Genomic DNA, 22,197 nt, shown 5'->3' on the forward strand with positions numbered 1-22,197 from the left:
TGCCATCGCGCCATATTAAATTGGAGCGACATATCGGGTTCGAACCGATGACCTATACCTTGGCAAGGTATCGCTCTACCAACTGAGCTAATGTCGCATTTCAATTTAATCTGTAATCAAGTTCTTGCTTAGTTCGCTTCCCCTTGACTACGGAATGGCATTCTACCGATTTACTCTGCATAGTCAATCGAGAAAAATGTTTTTTATAACTGTTTGACGTTAAAATCATCAAAGATAACGTTTTTTGTTCTCATTGATCGTTAGTTGAACAATATCAATGCGCTGCCGTGTTATTGAATGCTTACAAATAATACTAAAGATGGAAATGTTTAGCTTTATGAAGACGGGCATATTAAAGTCATGTCTAAAAAAACGAGTCATTTAGTTTTAAATAATTGGCTTTTTGGCTAAATAGAATGCTTTAAATGCACTACTTGACAATTTTGAGGCTGCTGGGTCCAACACCTCTTCATTATGTAAAGGCCGTTTAATGTGAGTCATTGAGCCTTTTAGCTAAACAAGTGCTGTTGAGAACATTTGGAGCTAGAATTGAGTGTTGCCTAACTATGGGCTTAAGTGGTGTGGTGCGCTGGCGCTCTATTGAAAACTAGCGCTAACCAACAAATAAAAACGCCTCTATAAAGAGGCGTTTTCTAAGTATTAACTCTATTCAGGCTTAGCCAAGTGGCAATGACTGATAGTTAAGACCTAACATTTTTTGCATCACGCCAACTACCTGACAGCTATAGCCAAATTCGTTGTCATACCAAACATAAAGAATAGTACGGTTACCATCCGCAATGGTTGCTTGAGAATCAACAACACCAGCATAGCGAGAGCCAACCAAATCACTTGATACAATCTCTGTCGATTCAGTGAAATCGATTTGATTTTGCAACTCAGACTGCAGCGCCATATCTTTTAAGTATTCATTCATCTCATGCTTATTAGTTTCGCCATTAAGGTTCAAGCTAATAATTGCCATTGAAACGTTTGGCGTAGGAACACGAATAGCGTTACCTGTTAACTTACCTTCAAGCACTGGTAAGGCTTTAGAAACGGCTTTAGCTGCGCCGGTTTCAGTAATTACCATATTCAAAGGTGCACTGCGACCGCGGCGATCTGCTGAATGGTAGTTATCGATAAGGTTTTGGTCATTGGTATATGAGTGAATGGTCTCTACGTGACCATTTACAATGCCATATTTATCATTAACAGCTTTAAGTACAGGAGTAATAGCGTTGGTCGTACAGCTTGCTGCTGATACGATAGTATCTTCATCAAGAATGTCAGATTCGTTAACACCATAAACGATGTTCTTAATTGCGCCTTTCGCAGGAGCAGTTAATAGAACTTTAGTTGCGCCCTTTGATTTAAGGTGTAGACCAAGTCCTGCTTCATCTTTCCATATCCCCGTATTATCAACCACTAGTGCGTTAGATATTCCGTACTTAGTGTAATCTACTTCATCAGGAGAGTTTGCGTAGATGACTTGAATATAAGTACCGTTAGCAATGATTGCATTGTTTTCTTCGTCAACTTCTACAGAGCCATTGAATGGACCATGTACAGAGTCACGACGAAGCAGGCTTGCGCGTTTTTCAAGATCGCCTTTACGTCCACCACGAAGGACGATTGCACGAAGTCTAAGCTTGTTGCTCACACCTGTTCTTTCAATTAACAAGCGAGCTAGAAGACGACCAATACGGCCAAAACCGTATAGCACAACGTCTCTTGCTTCTTCAGTATCTTCTTGTGTAATTGCTGCTGACAATTCGCTGCTCATGTAAGCTTCGATTTGGCTAGCATCTTTATATTCACGCCAGTAATTAACAGCCAGTTTACCGATGTCGACTTTGCACTGTTTTACCGCTAACTTGCTTAAAGCTTCGATAAATGGAAAGCTTTCACGTAGTCTTAGTTTTTCGCCGACATGACGGCGAACTAAACGATGTGATTTAATGATTTCAATGGTAGAAGCGTTAAGTAGTGGTTTTCCGTATACGACAACCTCTACACCTTGGTTACGATATAATTTACCAAGTAAAGGCTGCATAGCCTCTGCCATTTCGAAACGTTCTTGCCAGCTTTGTAGGTGTTTATCAGCGCTCATTAACAGATCCTTTATCTCACTTTTCTGATTTTTTACCAGAATTGTTTGAGTAACAAAAAGAAAAGACCAATAATCTAGGTTATGTAGGGTGTCTTTCCCCGTTTGGTCGGCGCTATTGTAATGAAAACTGGCCTTTCAGGCTAGTCAGATATTTTATATAACGATGTAATTTAATTAGATAAAAATGCGCATGGAGCCTGTTTTGAGTAGAAAATTTGTAATGTTTACATCACTTCTAGGAATTACGGCCTTTTTTGGTCTATTTGGCTGCGAACCAACCTCAAATACCCAAAAGATATGTAACAAAAATCCTGAACTTTGTTCAGATCTACATAAAGATAGTTGGTGTAGATTCGAAAAAGGCGACCTAATTCGCAATCGATACCTATTAAAGATGACAGAGCAGCCTACAGGCGAGCAGTTATTCGACCAATTATTGTACTTAGAAGATTACAATAAGTGTATTGAACTCGCTGCAGGCGTACAGCATATTTTGCATCCTGAGCGCAGCAACGATCGTGCTCGTGCTTTTGGGTTAAGTTCTCAGACATTAGCTCAACTGCAAGAGACAACCAAAAGCAGCCAAGATCCACATTTGGCTTATTATCATTGGTCTAGGTTTAACGATATAGAAGCTGGAAAAGTGTTATTCGACGCCGAAAAAAATGGATTGATTAAAGATATTAGGCTCAAAGCCCAGCTAGCAGCTCATTATTTAAAGAGTAACCCCAGTAAATCAAAAAGGTTGTACGCTGCTACATTATCTGGTGCAGACAAAGTCTCATTTGACCCAGATTGGTTGTTGGCTTTAGCTACCCTCTATAAAAACGAAAATCGCCCAGAGATGCACTACTTGCTATCAAAAACAAATATAATCATGACAGATGCTAATTTTGTGGAGGAGAAGATGTTAGCAATGCTCCAAGGCAACAAGATTTTGCAAGAAAAGTTAGATAAAGAAGCTGAAAATTTGGCTAATGTACTAGAATCTGGAATGTATGCTCAAAGTAAGCTAAAAATTGTCTTGGAACAGGATTTAGACCAAGCAGTTAATTAAAATGGTTCGTGTAATTTGTATTCGGCAATATGTTTGCCAACTTACAAACATTGCCTGAATTTAGCTGAAAAATAGCCCAATACGCGATCCATGTAAAAAAATTACCTAAATTGTTAAGGGAATCGCGCCTAATTGGTCGATATTGCTTGACGGTGGCTGTCAGTTTGGTAATTTTACTACCAGATTCTATTTAAACTTTTACCTGAGGGATATGAGATGACTATCCGAGTTGCAATTAACGGCTATGGCCGTATCGGCCGCAATGTTCTACGTGCTCTATATGAAAGCGAAAAGAACTACCCTATCAAAATTGTTGCGTTAAATGATCTAGGCGATGCTTCAATCAATGCTCACCTAACAAAATATGATTCTGTTCATGGTCGCTTCAACGCAAAAGTTGAGCACGCTGACGATGCTATTTTTGTTAATGAAGATAAGATCCTTACATTCCAAGAGCGCGACCCATCGAAACTTCCTTGGGATGAGCTTAACGTAGACGTTGTTTTCGAGTGTACAGGTATATTTACTTCTAAAGAGTCTGTACAACCTCACCTAACTGCCGGCGCAAAGAAAGTCATTATCTCTGCACCAGGTAAGAACGTTGATGCAACGGTTGTTTACGGTGTTAACAATGACGAAATTACTGGCGATATGACTGTAATTTCTAATGCGTCTTGTACTACAAACTGTTTAGCACCATTTGCTAAGCCGTTAAATGATGAGATTGGCATTGAATCTGGTCTAATGACAACCATTCATGCTTATACGAACGATCAACGTTTATCAGATGTTTACCACACTGATTTACGCCGTGCTCGTGCAGCTGCAATGTCGATGATCCCAACACGCACTGGCGCTGCTGCTGCAGTGGGTCTAGTTGTACCAGAACTTGCTGGTAAGTTTGACGGTTTAGCAGTACGTGTACCAACAGTAAACGTATCACTGGTTGATCTTTCATTCGTAGCAGCTCGCGACACCACTGTTGAAGAGATTAACGCTATCATTGAAAAAGCTGCATCTGTTGCTCCACTGAGCGAAGTGCTAGCTGTAAACCATGAGCCTTTGGTTTCTATCGACTTTAACCATAACCCGTACTCTTCAAACTTTGATGCGACTCAAACTCGCGTTAATGGTCGTCTAGTTAAAGTTATGGCTTGGTATGATAACGAATGGGGTTTCAGTAACCGCATGCTAGACAACGCTGTTGCGTTAATGTCTGCAAAGTAATTAGCTAACAGCTTAGATTTAAAAGCCCAGCAATGCTGGGCTTTTTTGTGTCTAGTTATAAAAAACAATAACGCTAATAAACTATACCCGTTCTAACTGAAGTTGCGTGATTCAGTAGGGATTTAACCGACTTTATTCACGGCATAGGTTGCCACCAATGGTCATTCCCTTAGTAAAATCAATAACACTGAGTACACGACTAAATGGATTTAGGAGTTAGTGCGAAGTTGCGATGGTAAGGCATAAAAAGATTATGTAGTAACAACAACTCCCACTAAAAAGCAGCTAAGAGGTGACGTAGAGCAATATTTTATTAGTGTTAATACAAGACGTTATACGATTACGGGTAATGTTGGCGCACTAATCAAATGTGCGCCAGTCAAACAATGCAAGGTAGAGCTATAATGTGCAGCAACGATCAAGCCGCTAAACTCTTACTGAACGATAGAATAGGACTAGTGTTTTTCTTGCACTTTAGGATTAATACAAAGGTAATCATCTATCATTTCTATATTTTGGTCGATATAACCCAATAATATCTTTTGTTCTACTTCACCTAACTCAGCACTCAAAATTGCTCTATGTAGTTCAAGCGCTTCAGATTTGTGACTGAGTAATGTCATTGAGGAGATAAGGTTACTCTCTAGGCATCGTTTGAGTAATGCTCGCTGTGTTAGCTTAATTGATGTTTGAACTGAGTCGCATAAAACCGATAGTTTTTCATCAACTATAATCTGTGCGGCTAAACCTGCATGCTGCCTATTTAGTTGTCTACTTGAATACATCTAACACCTCTCAAAAATAAGATTTTCCAATTACGATGGAAGTCACTTTCTATAAGAGATTATATTGCTTGTTAGCTGTACCTAGGCTTAATCGTATGAGATACATTACTGCATGTATTCACAATGACTATGTTAACTACGTTTTATACGTACCACTTTAAACACATCAATTTCAAACCCTGCGATGCCTTCTGTAGCGCTATAGTATGTCATATTGACTCGCGCACCTTTTAAGCATTTATATTTTTTACGGCGTTTAAATTTGAACGCTGTATCGCAATTTTCTATCATGACCGTATGCAGCACCCAGTCATCTTTTTCTCGTTGAACATGAGATAAAACAGATACATTTTCAGAGTGAACGAGCTGCTGGTGTTGATCTAGCATCTTGTCTACAGGTGTTTTCACGAACTTTGTCCTAATAAAAAAATCAGTCTATAAAGGTAGCACAACTAGGGGGAGCTGTGTTGAGCAGGCTAAATAAATCGGTCTCTTAACCAACCATAATGGTAATATCCCCATTGACCGACACGTCTAAGTTGCGGTAATGGGAATTTAGGTAGCGGTACTTGATAAAGTGGCAAGGCTGGAACGGATTTTCCTGCGATTTGTTCAGCTAACCTATACGCCGCTTGTGTGCTGAAAGAGACACCCGAACCACAATAGCCCATACTGTAACCTACGCCGTTTGAGGCATATACATGTGGCATATCATCTAGTGCTGCGGCTATCCACCCCGTCCAATTGTAAGCGACAGCCTTATTGCGCAGTGGTGGAAAACACTTATCAAGCGCATACTTTAATCGTTTTTGATAAATAGGATTGTGTGCATCTTTGCCTTGTATCGCGCCTCTGCCACCGAAAAGTAGCCTGTTATCAGGCAACAAGCGGTAATAATATTTAAGTATTCGAGTATCCATCGTCACTTGATGAGTATTGAGGCCGCAACTAAGCAGCTCTTGTTCTGATAATGGCTCGGTAACAATCACATTACTGAGTATTGGTAAGTAACGATTATCAATACTGGAATTGAACGATTTAGGCGTATAGGCGTTTCCTGCTGTGATGACTTTGTTGGCTGTAATTTCACCTTTGGAGGTTATTAGGCGGTGTTGGTTACCTTCTGGAAGCCATTCGGTAACACAGGTGTTTTCATAAAGTTCAACACCCTTTGCTTGCAGCATTGATTTATAACCAAGTAATAGCTTTAAAGGGTTCACACCAAAGCCATCAGCTAATCTTAACGCACCATAGGCTTGTTGATGGTCCATAAACTCTGTTTTAAAACGGCTAGCCGTAATAAGCTCAGCATCTTCTCCAAGTTCTCTCTTTATAAACCCAGCAGCACTTTGCAGCTGAGCTAATGCTTTTTTGTTATGCGCTACCTTTAAATAGCCTTTTTGTTGCGGTTCACAATCGATATTGAACTCGTTGATCAGCCCATCGACTCTAGACACCGCTTCGCTAAACTCATTATAAATTCCCTTTGCGGTATCGAGATCCCACTTCGTTGCCATCTGCTTGTAGCCGAGCCTTCCTGAACCCTTTAATACAAAACCAGCATTTCTTGCCGAAGCACCAAAGCCAACTTGGTTGGCTTCTAATACACAGACATCAATGTTGTGATCAGTTGCCAGATAATATGCACTCAACAACCCCGTATAACCGCCGCCTATTACAGCAACATCAACACTTCGATTCCCCGACAATACTGGGCTAGCTTGTCCTAACGATGCAGTGCTTGCCCAGTATGAACGACAAGGTGTTAAGTTTGCAGGACTGCTGCTATAAAGGGGATCAAAAAGTTCACTATTCATAAAAATCTAATTCAGTTAGTTAAAAGTCAGTAACATTTCACTTGCGGTACATGTGCAGTTTGAACCACAGATCACACAAATATAGTCAGGGTGTTCACTGCTATTATTCCAACGATTTGGGTGCTCTTTAATAAGCTTGCCCCCCGCTTTACTGAAATAGCGCACAGCTGAATTATTTGGACTTTGTTTCCATAAATGGCTAATCCCTGCTCGAGCGCCCTGGCTCCTTAGCGCTGCCACAGAAGATTGCAATAGCAAGCCGCCTAAGCCTTTACCTCTAGCCTCTTCAGCAACAGTATTGCACTTAAAATAACCAACATACTCAGCTGGCACCGCCCACTTGCTTGGTGTGCACCACTTATCTATTTCCCATTGCTCGGCGGCATAGGTGAGTCGAAACCCAAGTAATTTGTCAGCTTCCAATGCCACAAAGCAGCTATTAATGCCGTTCTTATAACCTTTTTCAACAATCATCGACAAAGAATGATGGTCTAAATAACCTTTCCCATGAACGAGGTTACCTAACTTAATCACCTCATCGAAGTAAGCATCTGTAATTTCAATAATCATATTTTATTATTTTTATCCTATTAAGATTAATCGGCACAATAGCATACCCCTAACCAAATACTGAATTGATAAAAACCTATGGTGTCAATTTTTAAAACGGAGACAGATATAGAAGCTTTACTAACGACGATACGTTTGATGGCTTTGCAGGAATTGGTCAGTATAATCAAATTAATTTTTAGTCCACGATGCTGCTAAGTTTGTACTTTTATTCTGAATTCTATTATGTTATCAGCTTATAACTTAAGTAATAATACTTTAAATTGATAGTGAACAGGGATCAGTTAAGTGTCTAAAAGTAAGCTTTTACCACCGACATTCAGTGTTGCGCGTTATATTATAAACATCAACAATCGAGTATATGATAGCTTACTTACTTTTTTTGGTAAGCTTAGCTTTGTTCAAAAACTTTACCTTTTTGCGTTTATTTTATTATGTTTTAGCAATAGTTTAGCCATTGTAGCAGCTATAACCGTCGTTGGTTTGCTCGCTGAGTTTTGGCCACTATTTGCGCGAGTTTGGCACTCTCTAGCAGGAAAAGCAGTACTTCTGCTATTCTATGCTGTCATCGCTAACTTTGCATTAGCGGGGGCCGCCTCCGTAGTCAATGAGGTCGTTGGTGTCTCTTCGAGTCATTTTAGTTACACGCATAACTTCGCAATTTTGCTATATTTACCGGCGTGGACATTGGCGATTAGTGTTATAGCTCTATTACTTCTTCAAATATTTGTTCCTTTTTATCTATTTGTCCTTTTGTTATTAAAACCCTTTGGCATTAGTGGCTTTAATCTAACTAATTTGCAGCATTATCAAAAATGGACCATGCTGTTTCGCCTCGTTCTGTCCAGTATTTTACTGTATCATTTGGCGCTGCTCAGTGACGTCGATGCGGTGATAGAGGAAAACTTAGATAATCCGAAATTGCTCAGTATCCATCCCCAAACAATAGAACAATCAGACCTTGAAAAAGTCATTATTGACTCGGTTGATGAGTTAGAGACAATTAGACAACAAAAAGCTGTAGAGCAACTCGAATCTCCTAGCGTCGAAAGTAAGCAGCCAAGTAATGAAACTTTAGATACTTTAGAACAGGAAATTAATACCAGTGTAAATAAGTCGTTGAAGCTACGTGCGCTTTATTCTCAGAAAACTCGAGAGCTAATCGCTCATTTTGCTTATCAATTAGAAGCTGATGGAAAGTCGCGCTGCGCTATTTCTGATAATGCTCATATTGTTGAACTTAATGATTATGAAATTCTAGAGATCAGCCCTGATATGTCGAAACCATATGGATATGATTTCGAGGTCAAAGTGTGCCAATCTCCGGCTTTTCCACTTTGACCCAAATATAAAAGTCACCAGCAAGTTTTCAAATGATTAGAACGGCATATCCAGTTCAAAGTGTATAAAGTGAAAATTGTAAACCTTTGTTAATCGTTAGTATATTGTGTTTAATGAAGACGCTAAACATAAGTTAGTTAGCGATATAATATGCTGGCAACAAGAAGGTAACTGCAATTAATTCGCTTTGGTAGACCAATAAAGCGTTAGATCATATATGTGATAACTCAAAAAACCTTTTAGCAACAGGGTTATCTTAGTGTATCGAGTCTATTGTATACTTTCCTAAAACTACCCCATGAAAATAGGCAATGACGCAATGTCATTGTAATAATAAGAGATGTATCCAGTGAATAAGAATAAAAATTCATCCATATTACTGTGCGCAGTAATTGCTGGTTTAGCTTTACCAGTGCACGCGTTACCGATAAAACAATCTAAAGGTGACTTTGAAGATAAGTTTCGTCAGTTAGATGAAGACCTGCCCACTCCCAATGTTTATAGAAATGCAGCAGGAGAACCTGGACACCAATATTGGCAACAGCAGGTAGATTATCAAATTAAGGCCTCTCTAAATGAAGATAAAAGGCGCCTTGAAGCCGAGCAAACCGTCACTTACACAAACAACTCTCCTGATACTCTCAAATATCTTTGGCTTCAGTTAGATCAGAACTACTATAAAGCGGACTCTATCGCCACTCGGACTCGCACTTTCTCGAGTCCATCTGAACTCGCTAATAGCGTTAATGGTAAGCCGACTAAAATCAGTTTAAAAACATTACGTGGTCAACAGTTTTTAGCTGACAATAATGTCGGATATGAAATAGGTGAAGTCACAGTCAGTGGCACTCCTCTTCATGTGACAATTGTCGGTACCAATATGAGAATTGATCTACTCGAACCACTAAAACCAGGTAAAGAAGTAGAGTTCGAGTTCGACTACGCTTTTAACATTACCGAGCAAAAAGCCGTTGGTGGCCGCAGTGGTTACGAGCACTTCCCTGACGATAAACGTGATGGTGGCAATGACATATTTCAACTTGCGCAGTGGTTTCCTAGATTACACGCATACACAGATTATGAGGCTTGGACAAATAAAGCCTTCTTAGGCAGTGGTGAATTCACCTTGGAGTTTGGTGACTATGATGTTGAATTAACTGTACCAGCCGATCATATTGTTGCGGCTACAGGTGAATTAGCCAATGCTAATTCCGTGTTAAACAAAACGCAGCGCAAACGTTTTGAAAAAGCCAAAACCAGTAAAAGACCGGTTTTCATAGTCACCGAAGCTGAAGCTTTAGAAAATGAGCTAGCAGCAACCAGTAGTACCAAAACCTGGCATTTTGAAGCTGAAAATGTACGCGACTTTGCATGGGCTTCCTCGAGAAAATTCATGTGGGATGCTAAAGGTTACCAGCAGCAATCTACTAAACGCCCTTTAGTCATGGCGATGTCTTTTTATCCAAAGGAAGGTGGCGACCTTTGGAAAAAATATTCTACAGAATCTATCATCCATACCATGGAAGTATATTCAAAATATTCTTTTGATTACCCATATCCAACTGCTCAATCTATTAATGGACCCGTAGGTGGAATGGAATACCCAATGATCACTTTCAACGGGCCGCGCACCGAATTACAAGAAGATGGTAGCAGAACCTATACATTGTCAGAAAAGCGTTTTCTGATCGGTGTTGTAATCCATGAAATTGGCCATATTTACTTTCCAATGATCGTGAACTCAGACGAAAGGCAGTGGACATGGATGGACGAAGGGCTTAATAGCTTTTTAGACTCCGTTGCAAAAAGAGAATGGGAAACTGAATCTCATTGGGCTAGAGAGCCGCGCGACATCGTTGAATACATGAAATCTACAGTGCAAGTCCCGGTTATGACTCAATCTGATAGTGTATTGAAACTCGGCCCTAATGCTTACACCAAACCCGCTGTCGCTTTAGATATTTTACGAGAAGTTGTTCTTGGACGAGAGCTTTTTGATTTTGCATTTAAAGAGTATGCCACTCGCTGGAAGTATAAACGCCCTACTCCATCTGACTTTTTTAGAACCATGGAAGAAGCATCGGGTGTTGACCTAGATTGGTTCTGGAGAGGATGGTTTTACACCACGGATCATGTAGATATTTCAATCGACAAGGTCTACAAGCTTAGAATGAATACTAAAAATCCAGATATCGACTTTGCTCGCGAACGCCAAATGGAGCAGGATAAACCTACTCCTATGGCAATAGATAGAAACAAAGAGGAAGGGCTTAAAACTTGGATAGATCTTAACCCAGATGTAACCGATTTTTATGAATCTAACGATGAATATACAGTTACCAATAAAGAGAGAAATAAATACAATAAATTTATTAAAAAGTTAGAGCCCTGGGAACGTGACGTCATAAAAAGAGCGATTAAAGAGGATAAAAATTATTACGTGCTCGAATTTTCAAACCTAGGCGGACTTGTTATGCCCATATTGCTGCAATTGACTTATGAAGATGGCAGCGTAGAAGCGCTAAACATCCCAGCAGAGATCTGGCGCAGAAGTCCAAAGTCAGTCAATAAGCTCATCGTGTCTGACAAAGTTCTAAAAGAAGTTGAAATCGATCCTAGCTGGCAAACAGCGGATGTTGATTTGAACAACAACTACTTTCCGCGCAGGATTATTCCATCAAGAATTGAAGCCTACAAAAAAGAGAAAAGTAAGGCAAAAGTTAAACGGGATATTATGCAGGATATTAAAACAGAACTTAAAAATGAAGATGATGAAGAGTCAAATTCAGAAAAGGCTGGTTAATATATGAAATTAATTATCGCGGTTTTCATTGGATTAATCTCTCATTCAGTATGCGCACATCAGCAAAAGATGGCTACCACTACCATTAGCTTTAACCATAGAGTTGATAATATTGAAGTGATGCACAAGTTTTATCTTCATGATGCTGAGCATGCGGTCAAGGATCTGTTTGATCCCAGCGCTGATATTTTAAGCAGTAAAGCCACCCAAAATAGCTTTGCAGAATATGTGCAAACGCAGTTTGCGATTGAAACTAATCATTCTAAAAAGCTACCGCTTAAGTTTGTTGGTTTAGAGCTTGATGGCAAGTATATTTGGATTTACCAAGAAACGGCGATACCAAACCGAGTCACTGGGCTATCCATTTCAAACGGAGCGCTACAAGAACTTTGGCCAGCCCAGTTAAATTTGGTCAATATTGAGGGTAAAGGCGAGTTACAATCTTTGCTATTCAACAATAGCGACCAATGGCTTAACGTATCATTGACTGAATAATATATTAAAGGGCTAACTCTTATTAAGTGTTAGCCCTTTTGTTAATTTGTAGCAAATCAAATTTAATTCAGCACTACATAGCCACGATTTACCATGCAGTTTTTAACCACATTTTGTTGTTCTGCTTCAAATTTTTCAGCATCATTGCGTCGACTTCTACCGTTAGATAGCACGCCGAGTCCAAGCCCGATAGCAGCACCTTGTTTGGCCCCATCAGTCCCTGACCCACCGGCTATTGCTTTACCCGCTGAACCAATAGCAGCCCCTTTGGCAGCACTACCAACCGCACTACTACTAGTGTCCTTTTTTTGAACTTGGGTTGATAATTCAGTACATTGGTGCAGATCATAGATATAATCTTTTTCATCCACTCCTGTTTTATCTACAATGATATTTGCTGTAACATTTGATGAAACCAGCAGTAATATAATCATGAGCATGCTTTTATTCATAGGGCGCACCTTCGCTGTTCTAATTCAATAATTGACAAGTACGCTAACAGAATGCAAAAACACATCACACTCGTAAAAGTACCTGTATTACCAATTATGGTACAAAGGCTTAGACTAGGTTTTTAAATTGACAAAAAATATAGCGAAACTCGAAGAAAAATTGTCTGCTCTTTTAGGAACAACTCAGTTTGAAAAAGTTGAAATAGTCCAATCACTTTGGTCAGGCTATGGGGAAATTGGCCGCTATGAAAATAAAGATAAGTCCAATCCCTTTTATGGTCGCTTTATTGTAAAACATATCTCACCGCCGACTATCCAAGAACACCCACGAGGATGGAATGGAGCCGTCGCACATCAACGAAAGCTAACCTCCTATAATGTCGAAGCAGAGTTTTATCAAAATTGGGCTAATACCATTAAACCGATTTGTGCGCTTCCCAAGTTTATTGCCCAAGAAAACTTTAATGAAGGGTGTCCAAATTCAAAAATAATTGTAATGTCTGATTTAGATTCTAATGGTTATCCAATAAGACTTTCAAACGCATCGATCAAGGTTGCAGGTACTTGTCTAGATTGGCTAGCGAGATTTCATGCGCTTAATTTACAGTTAGAAGTGATTGAGGATTGGCCAAAAAATCTATGGCCGATTGGCACTTACTGGTATTTAGATACTCGACTTACTGAGTATAACGCCATGGAGGAAAGTGAGCTTAAACGCTGTGCAGAACTACTTAATGCGAAGCTTAATAACTGTCAATTTAAGACCTTAGTCCATGGTGATGCAAAAATTGCAAACTTCTGTTTTTCTGAAGATTTATCAGAAGTAGCAGCGGTAGATTTTCAATATGTAGGTGCCGGATGCGGCATGAAGGACGTGATATATTTTCTGGGTAGCTGTCTAGATGAAACAACTCTTGAACAACATTTTGACGAGTTAATCGATGTTTATTTTAGCCACCTAAAGACAAGTATAGAAGAGTTAAACAGTAAGGTTTGTTTTAAAGAAGTTGAATCGGAATGGCGTGAATTGATCGATATAGCATGGGCCGACTTTGAACGGTTTCTCGCTGGTTGGGCGCCAACACATAACAAGCGCACTGTATTTAGCCAAAAAAGAACAATGGCAGCACTTAACAAAATTCAATGTAGTTAATCTAACCTATCCTCGGAAAATCATTTTGTTCAGCTTTTAAATTGTTGAGCAAAACCAAAGTAATGGCTCTTTAACTATCTTAAGGTTACAACGCAAAAGATAGTTAAGGGAGAGCTATTTACAGATTAAGGTAACTTTTTATTCTACTTCGCCATTATCACTCCGTATTTTCTCACAATCACTCAGTAAATGATCAACTGCTTGATCAAAACTGTCTAGTTGCTTTAACGACATAAATGCTTTGAGTCTATGAACAAGGTCATTGCTTAACTCTATGTGGGATTTCTTTTTACGTTTTTTTATTTGTGCTAATTCCTTTCGGACCATACGCCAACCGTAATCGCTAAACATTTCGTTTAAACAAAAATTTAGCTGCTCTAACTCTACACTTAGATCCACACTTTGCTTTCGCTTTCGAGCCACTAATGAAAGTAACTCTGATATTTTTAAGAATTGTAATTCTGACTCGCCGCTACTTTCAAACCAAGCTGACCTTCTTGAAATTTGTTCTTTAGGTATGAGTCTAAAGATAAGTGGTAACGCTATAACAAGTTCACTTTGTTGGATCAGTAATAGTTTACGACCCTTTATTGGTTTATTACCGTGGTATTGCCACTCTTGCTTTGTATCATCCATCTGCTTAATCATCAATTTTAAAGTATGGTTATACCATTTATATTGGGAATAATATTGAATAACTAACAGATAAACAAGTGATTGGGGTGACTATTTTTGATAGCCATTAAAATGGTGTAACCATATTAATAATTGAGATAGTCCGATAAGAAGTAAACTGCCTTAACTTAGCATAATAGCGTCTTTATCAAAAATAGCTTTTTGAGCTATAAGTTTTTGACCGATAACTTCCACTGTTGTTTATTTCGGCTAAACCTAGCTGTTTTGTTCTCATTTGCTTATAACTTAGCCACTACCAGTGATAATGACGATTATCACTGGTAGTGACTGTAGTAAATAGATAAACTATCTTGCTTATGTTGGTGCTAAATCCATAAATTAACGATATATAAAGAGGTAAGTTAGGAAATGAGTCGAAAGCATATTAGCCCCATTTCCAATAAAGTATCGAGCACTAGCGGTAACAATGACTTTTACCAAGAAGCTGAACTACCAATTTCGATGCTTAATGATTTTGAAAGTGCAGCCAAAGAAACCCGTTATGAAATTTCTAAAAACACTCGGCGAGTTTATCGTTCAAGCTTTGGTATTTTCAAAACTTATTGCGAAACTCATGGGCTAAGCTCAAACCCTGCCGATCCAAGAACGGTTATTTCCTTTATCGGTCATCAAAAAGATTTTTATCAAGCCAAAAGTGGTCACCAGCTATCAACTCAAACTATCAATAGTCGATTAGCGGCTATTCGTTTTTATCATATTCAATCAGGTAGCCCCTCACCAACTGAGCATCCTTTAGTGACTCGAGTTATGCGTGGACTTATGCGCAACCACACTCGAATAGTTTCGGACTATGATCAGCAACCAATTATGTATGATGAACTTGAGTTGCTTATTCAAGCTATTGAAGGCCAAAGTCAGGCTCTGACTCAAAAACGTGATAAGGCTATTGTCTTATTGGGTTTTCAAGGAGGATTTAGACGATCGGAGTTAGCGAATATAAAAGTCAATCACTTAAGCTTTTTAAGAGACAAATTAAAAGTTAGGCTGCCCTACTCTAAGAGTAATCAGCAAGGTCAAAGAGAGTGGAAAGTGCTACCAAAGGAAGAAACGTTTTCAGCTTACGAACCGGTAAAGGACTGGATTAATGCTGCAAAAATAACGGAAGGTCACTTATTTAGATCACTAACTCGAGATGGCAGATATATTAGAGACTATCAAGTGTTAGATGCTAACTCAGGCAAAGGTTTCTTACGTGGTGATGACATTTACCAATTGATAAAACGCTACTGTAATAAAGCTGATTTAGATCCTAGGTTTTATGGAGCTCACAGTTTAAGAAGCGGTTGCGTTACACAACTACATGAAAACAATAAAGATCATCTTTACATCATGGGGCGTACTGGCCATACCGATCCAAGATCGTTAAATCATTATTTAAAACCTAACGACTAGAAATATATCAAATATTGAAACTGTAGAATTCTCAAAGCTATTATCTTAAATAAAAAGGGCACTCTTATAGAGTACCCTTTAGAATTTATCTAACTATACTTTTATAATATAAAGCGTATTTAATCTTTATAGATCACTGTTGTAGATTCAAATGGTAACGATTCTAAAACAACCTTTTCTTCAGCATAATCTATGAAAGAAAGAGCATCTGTATTACAGATATCGATGCCTTTATCATCACAACTTGGTACGCTATCTGCGTATACAACGCTATATGTATTCTCTGTTGAATTATAAGTTAAATGATCAACTTTATATGCTTTATAACCTGTAGAAGTTTTAACAAGATCAACTCGGTCAGTTGCTTGCAATTGAGCATCACCTAATGCGTTCCAACCATCATTACCGCTAGCATTATAGTTATTAACAATGACTACGTAGTCAGCGGTACTGCTAATAGGTTCCCAACGAGGTTCAGTTTCAGTCCCAATATTTATGTCAATTGAACTTATATTACCACTGGTATTTTTAACCTCTTCAGTAAAGGTATAACGCATACCGCCCACATACGGGAACTTACCAGCATGGCTACCAACTGGAAGTGTCGCATCAATGGTAGAAGTTAATAGGTCTGTTAGTACCTCACCACTAATAGTCAGAACAGATAGATAATTTGAAAATGGTAATAGTTCAAGGCTTGCATGCCCTTCTCTAAACTCGCCAGAAGCTATATCAGTTCGCACGCCACCAGCGCCAACTAAGCCGATCTGTACCTTCTTACCGATAACAGAATTTACATCCGTTTGGTTTGCCCAATAGACCATACCTTCAGCAATTAATGGCGCTACATCAGAACCGTGTTTGTCTGTTCCTCCGTCACCAGGGCGACGCTCATGGTTTATCTCCTGTGGAGCATTTGCTACAACTTCACCGTATGCTTCTTCTAGTGCAGGTTTATAAGTTGCATCAATATGAACACGCATATCGTTATTTTCTTCTACATCATCGATAAGTGCAGTTTCATCAATGAAGCTTGCTACTTTTTCGTGATCGGCGCCAGTTAGCAGATCACTTTCTTCACGTTTACCATCTTTGTAAAACTCTTCATTGCTCAGCAGTGTATTTTGACCTGCGCAAGACAAAAGCTCACCTTCACTGCCAAATTTTACATCAACCTTTCCAATAGCTTGTGCATATTGGCCAGCCTGGACAATACACGTTTGCCCTACTTCATCTTTTTGTTTTACTAGCTGAGCATACACACCATTATCACCGTGACCTAAATCCGTAAAATCGCCTAATAATGTATGAGAATGGCCACCAACAATAACATCTATGTCAGTAGTACCTTCAGCTAGTGCAATATCTCGTGCATTACCGATATGGGATAATACTACAATTTTATTTACGCCTTGAGCTTTTAGTGCGTTAACTGTTACTTGGGTGAAGGCGATTTCATTTTCAAATTTAACGTCACCAGTACCCGTTGCAATAGTGGGCATATCTTCGAGTACTACACCGATAACAGCGACGATTTGCTCATTTTCTTTTACGTCAGTAACATCTTCAAGTTTGCGCTTTGTTGAACCGTCAAAAGCAAATAATTGATAAGGCTTTAAGTTTTTAGAACCACTCAGAGAAGAGTCAAAACCTGCATCCATATTATTTGCAAGAACTGGGAAATTAACGCTGTCGATAAAGTTAGCTAGTTTGGCGGTGTCTAGGTCAAATTCATGATTGCCTAGCGCCATTGCATCTAAGCCCATTTGTGATAATAGATCGGCGTTTGCAGTACCTTCATTCAGTTTAAAATAAGCGGTACCTTGCCAAGCATCTCCACCATGCAAAAACAGCAAAGGCTGGCTTGTTTCTTCTTTAATTTCATTAGCAGCTTCTAACAGTCTTGGATAGCCACCAAATTCATTAAAAACAACTTCACCGTCTTTTCCCATAGTAAAGCTAGACTTAACAGGATCAAAATTGGAGTGAGTATCATTGATATGGGCGATCGTCAGCTTAAATCCATCATTACTCTGCTTATCGTCATCATCATTTGAACATGCAGAAAGCGCCGCTAGTAAGGCTACTGCAATCATTGTTTTTTGTAGTTTCATTATGATTTTCTTCTTTTATTTAGGACCCGCCGACAAAATAGCAGAAGTTATTTAGAGAAACCACTCAGGTTAATACCTTGTAAATTCAACATATACAACAACATAGTTACAGGTAGTGAAGGTTTATATCAACAATAAGTATAAAGAGCTAACTGTAGAATACCTTTAGAAATATAGAACCTCACAGCTGCAGAAGTTGATTTGTTTAATCGATTAACTGGATACTCTGAAGTGTGAAAAATCGCACACCTGTTGAAATGTTGTTTTAAGTTTAGCGGTGTTTGGTTACTTATTTGTGAGCAATAAAAAGACAACTAATTCCAAAAAGAGTTATAAATGTTATAAAAAAAAGCCAGCGTATTAGCTGGCTTTGTTCGAAGCGTTTTACTTTAGAATTGCTTTAGGTAACTAGCAACACTTGCTTGTTCACGTTGCTTTAGACTTACGCAATTGCGAACGCTTTCATCTAACTTTGCAAGCGTTCTTTTAAACTCTGGATTTGCCTTTAACTTAGGTGCAAAAAACTTATCGGTGGTTTCAAGTGAGCTTAACTCGCAGCCCGAACCGGTATAATAAGGAATATTTGCTACCGCAAATGGAGGCAGCTTATCTTTTATCGTTGAGTAATTAGCATAAACCCAATTTCTAAAGCGTAAGCGACGCGCTTCAGTATATGACTGTCCAGACAAAACATATCTCAAATCAGGGGCATTGATCTTATCTGTCAGTGAATAAGCTAGCATATCATCTTGCAGTTTTTCAGTAGGAGCATAACCTAAGGCGTTCATTAAACGAGTACGTTTTTGTGGATCTTTAGTCTTCTCAAACTCACTCTTAACGAGATTTAGCAACTGCTCATCGCCGTAATACACTGCTACGGTAAGATAAGTACCGATAAGGTAAGGATCAACTTGATCGTTTCCTGCAATATACGCCTTAGCTTGCTTAGTCGCTGTTGCAATAATGTCTTTGTCTTTGGCTTCAAACGCCAACAAGTTGATCAAAGTAGGACGAAGCTTGCTAATTGCGGTCTTTTCATTGGCTTTAGCTTCTACGCCGTATTTTTCAATCGCACTACTCGCACGCTGAGAGATAAAGTTCGCCCATTGTGCTTTGTTGCTTTCATCAATAAATGTACGTTTTTGAGACTGTAGGTAACCTAATGCAGTAGAAACTATCTCTGGATGTTGGTCGTCAATGAACTCGCCAAGGATGTTAAGCAACTCGCCCCCAGAAACGAAACCAGCATCAAGTAATGCATCTGCAGATGAGATTAAAGCTTTTCGCTCCCGAGGAGTTAACTGTGTTTTAGCATTGGCGAGTAGAGATTGCATCTGCGCCTCTTCTAATAACCAGCGATAGTAGCCCATTGCATCGGAATCTGGATAGATCCAGTCTGGTGCAAAGGATAACGCCACAGTCTGGCTCTCTTTCGTTAACAAAACTGTTTTATGTTCAACCTTGCCACCTTTACCAAACTTGATAGAAACAGGCACTGTCCAAGTTTGATCTTTCGCCTTAGTTCCAGCAGTAACAAATCGGCTTTGTGTTAATGTCAGCTTATTGCCTTTAAGATCCACTTTTATTAAAGGATAAGAAGACTGCTCAATGAATGTACCTAATACCGCACCGACATCCTTACCTGAAGATTTAGAAAGCGCATTCCATAAATCATCTGCTTGAGTATTCTGAAAAGCATGATCTTTGATGTACTGACGTATTCCCGCCTTAAACTCTTTTTCACCGATATAGTTTTCGACCATATCAAGCACGGCTTCCCCCTTACTATAAGCTAGACCTAAACCGTCCATGATGTCCGCTTCAGTTTTAATAGGCTTACGGATAGGCTTTGTTGAAACCCTTGCATCCATCGCCATCACATAGTTTTTCGAAAGAGAAAGATCAGATTCAAACTCAGGGTGAATTTGATGGGTAATTTTTGCAGCCATCCAGCTAGCAAATGCTTCGTTTAACCAAAGATCATTCCACCACTGCATGGTCACTAAGTTGCCATACCATTGGTGTGCTAGCTCATGGGCTATTATCGATACCGCTCGTTCTTTACTATTTTGGCTAGCATTTTTTTCATCTACTAACAGAATGTCTTCTCTGTAAGTCACTAGGCCGGCATTTTCCATCGCGCCGAAAGGAAACTCTGGCACCGCAACGGTATCTAGCTTTTCATAAGGGTAATCAACACCAAAGTAATCTTCCAAAGCCGCCAACACTTCCGGCATTTTCTTAGCTGCGTACTGTGCTAACTCAATTTTCCCTTTAGTCGTAATCACTCTACCAGGGACTTTCATACCATTAACTTCTATCTCTTCAAATTGCCCTATTGCAAATGCAATAAGGTAAGACGACAAAGGTTTAGTTTGTTTAAAAACATGAGTGGTTAAACCATTCTTTTCTTTAGCCGATAGCTCTGGCGTGTTGCTATAAACTTTTTCAGTACTCGGCGCTGTAATAGTCACTTGATACGGGATCTTGTAACCTGGCTCATCGAAGCTTGGAAACGCTCGGCGCGCATCACTCATTTCAAACTGAGTAAATAAATAAGGCTGGCCACCATCAATCGTCTTATACAGACCAACAGACTGCCTATTATAGGGCGCGGTAAAATCCATAGAAAGATGGTATTTACCAGGTTCTATGACATGCTTACAATCAAACAAAACGACACCGGTGTCTTGCATTGTTGCTGCCATTTGGCAGTCTTTGGCGCCCGCTAACAAGATATTGCTGGCAGTGTATTCTAATCCGTTTAACTGCAATTGCTGAGTGGACTCTTTAACAATAAGTTCTATTGTGGTGCTACCTGAGAAATTTTCTTTCTGTGGATCTAGATTAAGCTTCACCGACTGCGTGATAGGCTCGGCAACTTTACTTAATACGTATTCGTTAGAATATGTATTAAAGCTAGTTACACAAGAAAGTGTGACCAAAGAGGCCGTAACGACTCTATACATGTAAATTCCTATTTTCTTGTTTTGCGCTAAATCGAGCTTCCATGCTTTTGTCTGCATCGATTTTTTGGCTAAAAGAGTAGCGATACTGGTGTAAAATCGACTAGAAGTTTTACAAGCGGTAACGCTTTACCCAAGTAAGATAACAAATAATTAACAGCGGCGGGAGCAACAACATGCAGTGTGCTAAAGCATGTTGTAACAATTCATGACACAGTCAGCTTTAACAGTATAAAACGTTAAATAGTGAATAAATCAACTTCAGTAAACGACTCCAAAACGGCGTCTAAAATGGACATGGACTATAGCCAAGCATTTTGATGCCAGTGACTGGATGGGCAAATTCTAGACGAGTTGCATGTAACATTAGTCGCGGCGCTAATTGCTGGGAGTAATCGCTACCATAAAGGTCACAGCCGATAATGGGATGACCTAAATACTGGCTATGGATCCTAAGTTGGTGAGTACGCCCGGTTGTTGGCGTCAACTCTACTCGGGTTACCGTAATCGCTTTGCTTGAGCTGTCAGCTTGAAAGCCCTCTATTGCCAGAGCATTGTAAACAGAGCGCGCGGCCTTGCCTTCTTGCTCACATAACTTCATCAATGGAAAGTTCGGTCTATCTTTAGCGATAGCGGCAGTTATTATTCCAGTGGTTTCAGTCAACTCTCCCAGCAGCAATGCCGTGTAACGCTTTAATACCGTACGTTCGCTAAACTGTCGACACAACAGCGCATTAATCTGCTTATTCAGCGCAATAACCATCACACCGGAAGTGCCAAAATCCAATCGATGCACTAAACAGCAACCAGGAAAATTCTTAACTAAGCGGTAATGAACGGAATCAATATTTGCTGGATTTTTACCTGATAATGATAATAAACCAGAAGGTTTGTTGATAAGGAGTATGTGTTCATCCTGATAAAGAATGGTTATCTCTTCAAAACAACGAGGCGCAATAAAATCATCAACCACAGGGAGCATATGTGAAACCGTATGTACTAAAGAATTGGCAGCAATCATACAGCAAGCTTTGCGATTCAACGACTGAAGTAACAGTTTATCGGGAAAAGAATTATTACGATAATGCACTTTAACACTAACAACGTTAATTAATTACCTTAATATGATGTATAGTCAAAATACCGCATAAAAAGTCAGTTATAGAAATATATCCCCGAGAATTTTCTAACCGAACTGCATAGCTAAGCAAAAACA

The 22,197-nt window shown here is 39.3% G+C and carries 17 protein-coding genes and 1 tRNA gene; 7 read left to right on the forward strand and 11 right to left on the reverse strand.

Annotation, left to right across the window (positions count from 1 at the left end; translation table 11 throughout):
- Positions 1 to 21: 21 nt before the first annotated feature.
- A tRNA-Gly gene (locus tag L2730_RS19930) sits at positions 22 to 97 on the reverse strand.
- Positions 98 to 676: 579 nt separating this feature from the next.
- The gene (locus tag L2730_RS19935) at positions 677 to 2,113 is read right to left on the reverse strand and encodes a glyceraldehyde-3-phosphate dehydrogenase (protein WP_248976187.1); all 1,437 of its coding nucleotides are present in this window, start codon (positions 2,111 to 2,113) and stop codon (positions 677 to 679) included.
- A 220-nt stretch (positions 2,114 to 2,333) separates the two neighbouring features.
- Here L2730_RS19935 and L2730_RS19940 point away from each other — a divergent pair, with 220 nt between their 5' ends.
- Together L2730_RS19940 and gap are read left to right on the forward strand one after the other, a co-directional pair.
- The gene (locus tag L2730_RS19940) at positions 2,334 to 3,170 is read left to right on the forward strand and encodes a DUF2989 domain-containing protein (RefSeq protein WP_248976188.1); all 837 of its coding nucleotides are present in this window, start codon (positions 2,334 to 2,336) and stop codon (positions 3,168 to 3,170) included.
- A gap of 216 nt (positions 3,171 to 3,386) precedes the next feature.
- The gene (gene gap, locus L2730_RS19945; RefSeq protein WP_020912629.1) at positions 3,387 to 4,397 is read left to right on the forward strand and encodes a type I glyceraldehyde-3-phosphate dehydrogenase; all 1,011 of its coding nucleotides are present in this window, start codon (positions 3,387 to 3,389) and stop codon (positions 4,395 to 4,397) included.
- A 455-nt stretch (positions 4,398 to 4,852) separates the two neighbouring features.
- Here the strand turns inward: gap and L2730_RS19950 are convergent, their stop codons facing one another.
- The 4 genes from L2730_RS19950 to L2730_RS19965 form a co-directional block, all read right to left on the reverse strand.
- The gene (locus L2730_RS19950; protein WP_248976189.1) at positions 4,853 to 5,182 is read right to left on the reverse strand and encodes a hypothetical protein; all 330 of its coding nucleotides are present in this window, start codon (positions 5,180 to 5,182) and stop codon (positions 4,853 to 4,855) included.
- A gap of 132 nt (positions 5,183 to 5,314) precedes the next feature.
- Positions 5,315 to 5,590, reverse strand: a complete 276-nt coding sequence (locus tag L2730_RS19955) for a hypothetical protein (RefSeq protein ID WP_248976190.1) — start codon at positions 5,588 to 5,590, stop codon at positions 5,315 to 5,317.
- Positions 5,591 to 5,658: 68 nt separating this feature from the next.
- Positions 5,659 to 6,999: an NAD(P)/FAD-dependent oxidoreductase gene (locus tag L2730_RS19960; RefSeq protein WP_248976191.1), complete on the reverse strand. Its 1,341-nt coding sequence runs from the start codon at positions 6,997 to 6,999 to the stop codon at positions 5,659 to 5,661.
- Between the two features lie 15 nt (positions 7,000 to 7,014).
- Positions 7,015 to 7,569 (reverse strand): GNAT family N-acetyltransferase, encoded by a 555-nt coding sequence (locus L2730_RS19965; RefSeq protein ID WP_248976192.1) that lies wholly within the window; start codon positions 7,567 to 7,569, stop codon positions 7,015 to 7,017.
- Positions 7,570 to 7,857: 288 nt separating this feature from the next.
- Here L2730_RS19965 and L2730_RS19970 point away from each other — a divergent pair, with 288 nt between their 5' ends.
- The 3 genes from L2730_RS19970 (at position 7,858) to L2730_RS19980 (ending at position 12,208) form a co-directional block, all read left to right on the forward strand.
- Positions 7,858 to 8,910 (forward strand): hypothetical protein, encoded by a 1,053-nt coding sequence (locus tag L2730_RS19970; RefSeq protein WP_248976193.1) that lies wholly within the window; start codon positions 7,858 to 7,860, stop codon positions 8,908 to 8,910.
- 349 nt (positions 8,911 to 9,259) lie between these two features.
- Complete coding sequence (locus tag L2730_RS19975; protein ID WP_428848478.1) at positions 9,260 to 11,713, forward strand: M1 family metallopeptidase; 2,454 nt, start codon at positions 9,260 to 9,262, stop codon at positions 11,711 to 11,713.
- A 3-nt stretch (positions 11,714 to 11,716) separates the two neighbouring features.
- Positions 11,717 to 12,208 carry a DUF6702 family protein gene (locus L2730_RS19980; protein WP_248976194.1) on the forward strand — a complete coding sequence of 164 codons (492 nt, stop codon included), beginning with the start codon at positions 11,717 to 11,719 and terminating at the stop codon, positions 12,206 to 12,208.
- A gap of 62 nt (positions 12,209 to 12,270) precedes the next feature.
- On the opposite strand, the gene L2730_RS19985 is transcribed toward L2730_RS19980, so the two are convergent.
- Positions 12,271 to 12,660 carry a glycine zipper family protein gene (locus L2730_RS19985; RefSeq protein WP_020912621.1) on the reverse strand — a complete coding sequence of 130 codons (390 nt, stop codon included), beginning with the start codon at positions 12,658 to 12,660 and terminating at the stop codon, positions 12,271 to 12,273.
- Positions 12,661 to 12,787: 127 nt separating this feature from the next.
- On the opposite strand from L2730_RS19985, the gene L2730_RS19990 reads away from it, so the two are divergent.
- Positions 12,788 to 13,813 carry an ecdysteroid 22-kinase family protein gene (locus tag L2730_RS19990; RefSeq protein WP_248976195.1) on the forward strand — a complete coding sequence of 342 codons (1,026 nt, stop codon included), beginning with the start codon at positions 12,788 to 12,790 and terminating at the stop codon, positions 13,811 to 13,813.
- A 138-nt stretch (positions 13,814 to 13,951) separates the two neighbouring features.
- Here the strand turns inward: L2730_RS19990 and L2730_RS19995 are convergent, their stop codons facing one another.
- On the reverse strand, positions 13,952 to 14,449 hold the full coding sequence (locus tag L2730_RS19995; RefSeq protein ID WP_248976196.1) for a hypothetical protein: 498 nt from the start codon (positions 14,447 to 14,449) through the stop codon (positions 13,952 to 13,954).
- Between the two features lie 408 nt (positions 14,450 to 14,857).
- Between L2730_RS19995 and L2730_RS20000 the strand changes: the two genes are divergently transcribed.
- Positions 14,858 to 15,901 (forward strand): site-specific integrase, encoded by a 1,044-nt coding sequence (locus L2730_RS20000; RefSeq protein WP_248976197.1) that lies wholly within the window; start codon positions 14,858 to 14,860, stop codon positions 15,899 to 15,901.
- 119 nt (positions 15,902 to 16,020) lie between these two features.
- Here the strand turns inward: L2730_RS20000 and L2730_RS20005 are convergent, their stop codons facing one another.
- From L2730_RS20005 to L2730_RS20015, 3 genes are all read right to left on the reverse strand, one after another.
- Positions 16,021 to 18,015, reverse strand: a complete 1,995-nt coding sequence (locus L2730_RS20005) for a bifunctional metallophosphatase/5'-nucleotidase (RefSeq protein ID WP_248976198.1) — start codon at positions 18,013 to 18,015, stop codon at positions 16,021 to 16,023.
- A gap of 389 nt (positions 18,016 to 18,404) precedes the next feature.
- Positions 18,405 to 20,984 carry a M1 family metallopeptidase gene (locus L2730_RS20010; RefSeq protein ID WP_248976199.1) on the reverse strand — a complete coding sequence of 860 codons (2,580 nt, stop codon included), beginning with the start codon at positions 20,982 to 20,984 and terminating at the stop codon, positions 18,405 to 18,407.
- Positions 20,985 to 21,267: 283 nt separating this feature from the next.
- Positions 21,268 to 21,963 carry an RluA family pseudouridine synthase gene (locus L2730_RS20015; RefSeq protein WP_428848479.1) on the reverse strand — a complete coding sequence of 232 codons (696 nt, stop codon included), beginning with the start codon at positions 21,961 to 21,963 and terminating at the stop codon, positions 21,268 to 21,270.
- Positions 21,964 to 22,197: the final 234 nt, after the last annotated feature.

Source organism: Shewanella kaireitica, assembly GCF_023284045.1.
Taxonomy (GTDB): Bacteria; Pseudomonadota; Gammaproteobacteria; order Enterobacterales; family Shewanellaceae; genus Shewanella; species Shewanella kaireitica.

Coding starts and splice junctions, on each gene's coding strand:
- gap (WP_020912629.1), top strand. CDS start 3,387: ATGACTATCCGAGTTGCAATTAACGGCTATGGCCGTATCGGCCGCAAT.
- L2730_RS20000 (WP_248976197.1), top strand. CDS start 14,858: ATGAGTCGAAAGCATATTAGCCCCATTTCCAATAAAGTATCGAGCACT.
- L2730_RS19950 (WP_248976189.1), bottom strand. CDS start 5,182: ATGTATTCAAGTAGACAACTAAATAGGCAGCATGCAGGTTTAGCCGCA.
- L2730_RS20010 (WP_248976199.1), bottom strand. CDS start 20,984: ATGTATAGAGTCGTTACGGCCTCTTTGGTCACACTTTCTTGTGTAACT.
- L2730_RS20015 (WP_428848479.1), bottom strand. CDS start 21,963: ATGCTCCCTGTGGTTGATGATTTTATTGCGCCTCGTTGTTTTGAAGAG.
- L2730_RS19940 (WP_248976188.1), top strand. CDS start 2,334: ATGTTTACATCACTTCTAGGAATTACGGCCTTTTTTGGTCTATTTGGC.
- L2730_RS19995 (WP_248976196.1), bottom strand. CDS start 14,449: ATGGATGATACAAAGCAAGAGTGGCAATACCACGGTAATAAACCAATA.
- L2730_RS19985 (WP_020912621.1), bottom strand. CDS start 12,660: ATGAATAAAAGCATGCTCATGATTATATTACTGCTGGTTTCATCAAAT.
- L2730_RS19960 (WP_248976191.1), bottom strand. CDS start 6,999: ATGAATAGTGAACTTTTTGATCCCCTTTATAGCAGCAGTCCTGCAAAC.
- L2730_RS19965 (WP_248976192.1), bottom strand. CDS start 7,569: ATGATTATTGAAATTACAGATGCTTACTTCGATGAGGTGATTAAGTTA.
- L2730_RS19935 (WP_248976187.1), bottom strand. CDS start 2,113: ATGAGCGCTGATAAACACCTACAAAGCTGGCAAGAACGTTTCGAAATG.
- L2730_RS20005 (WP_248976198.1), bottom strand. CDS start 18,015: ATGAAACTACAAAAAACAATGATTGCAGTAGCCTTACTAGCGGCGCTT.
- L2730_RS19980 (WP_248976194.1), top strand. CDS start 11,717: ATGAAATTAATTATCGCGGTTTTCATTGGATTAATCTCTCATTCAGTA.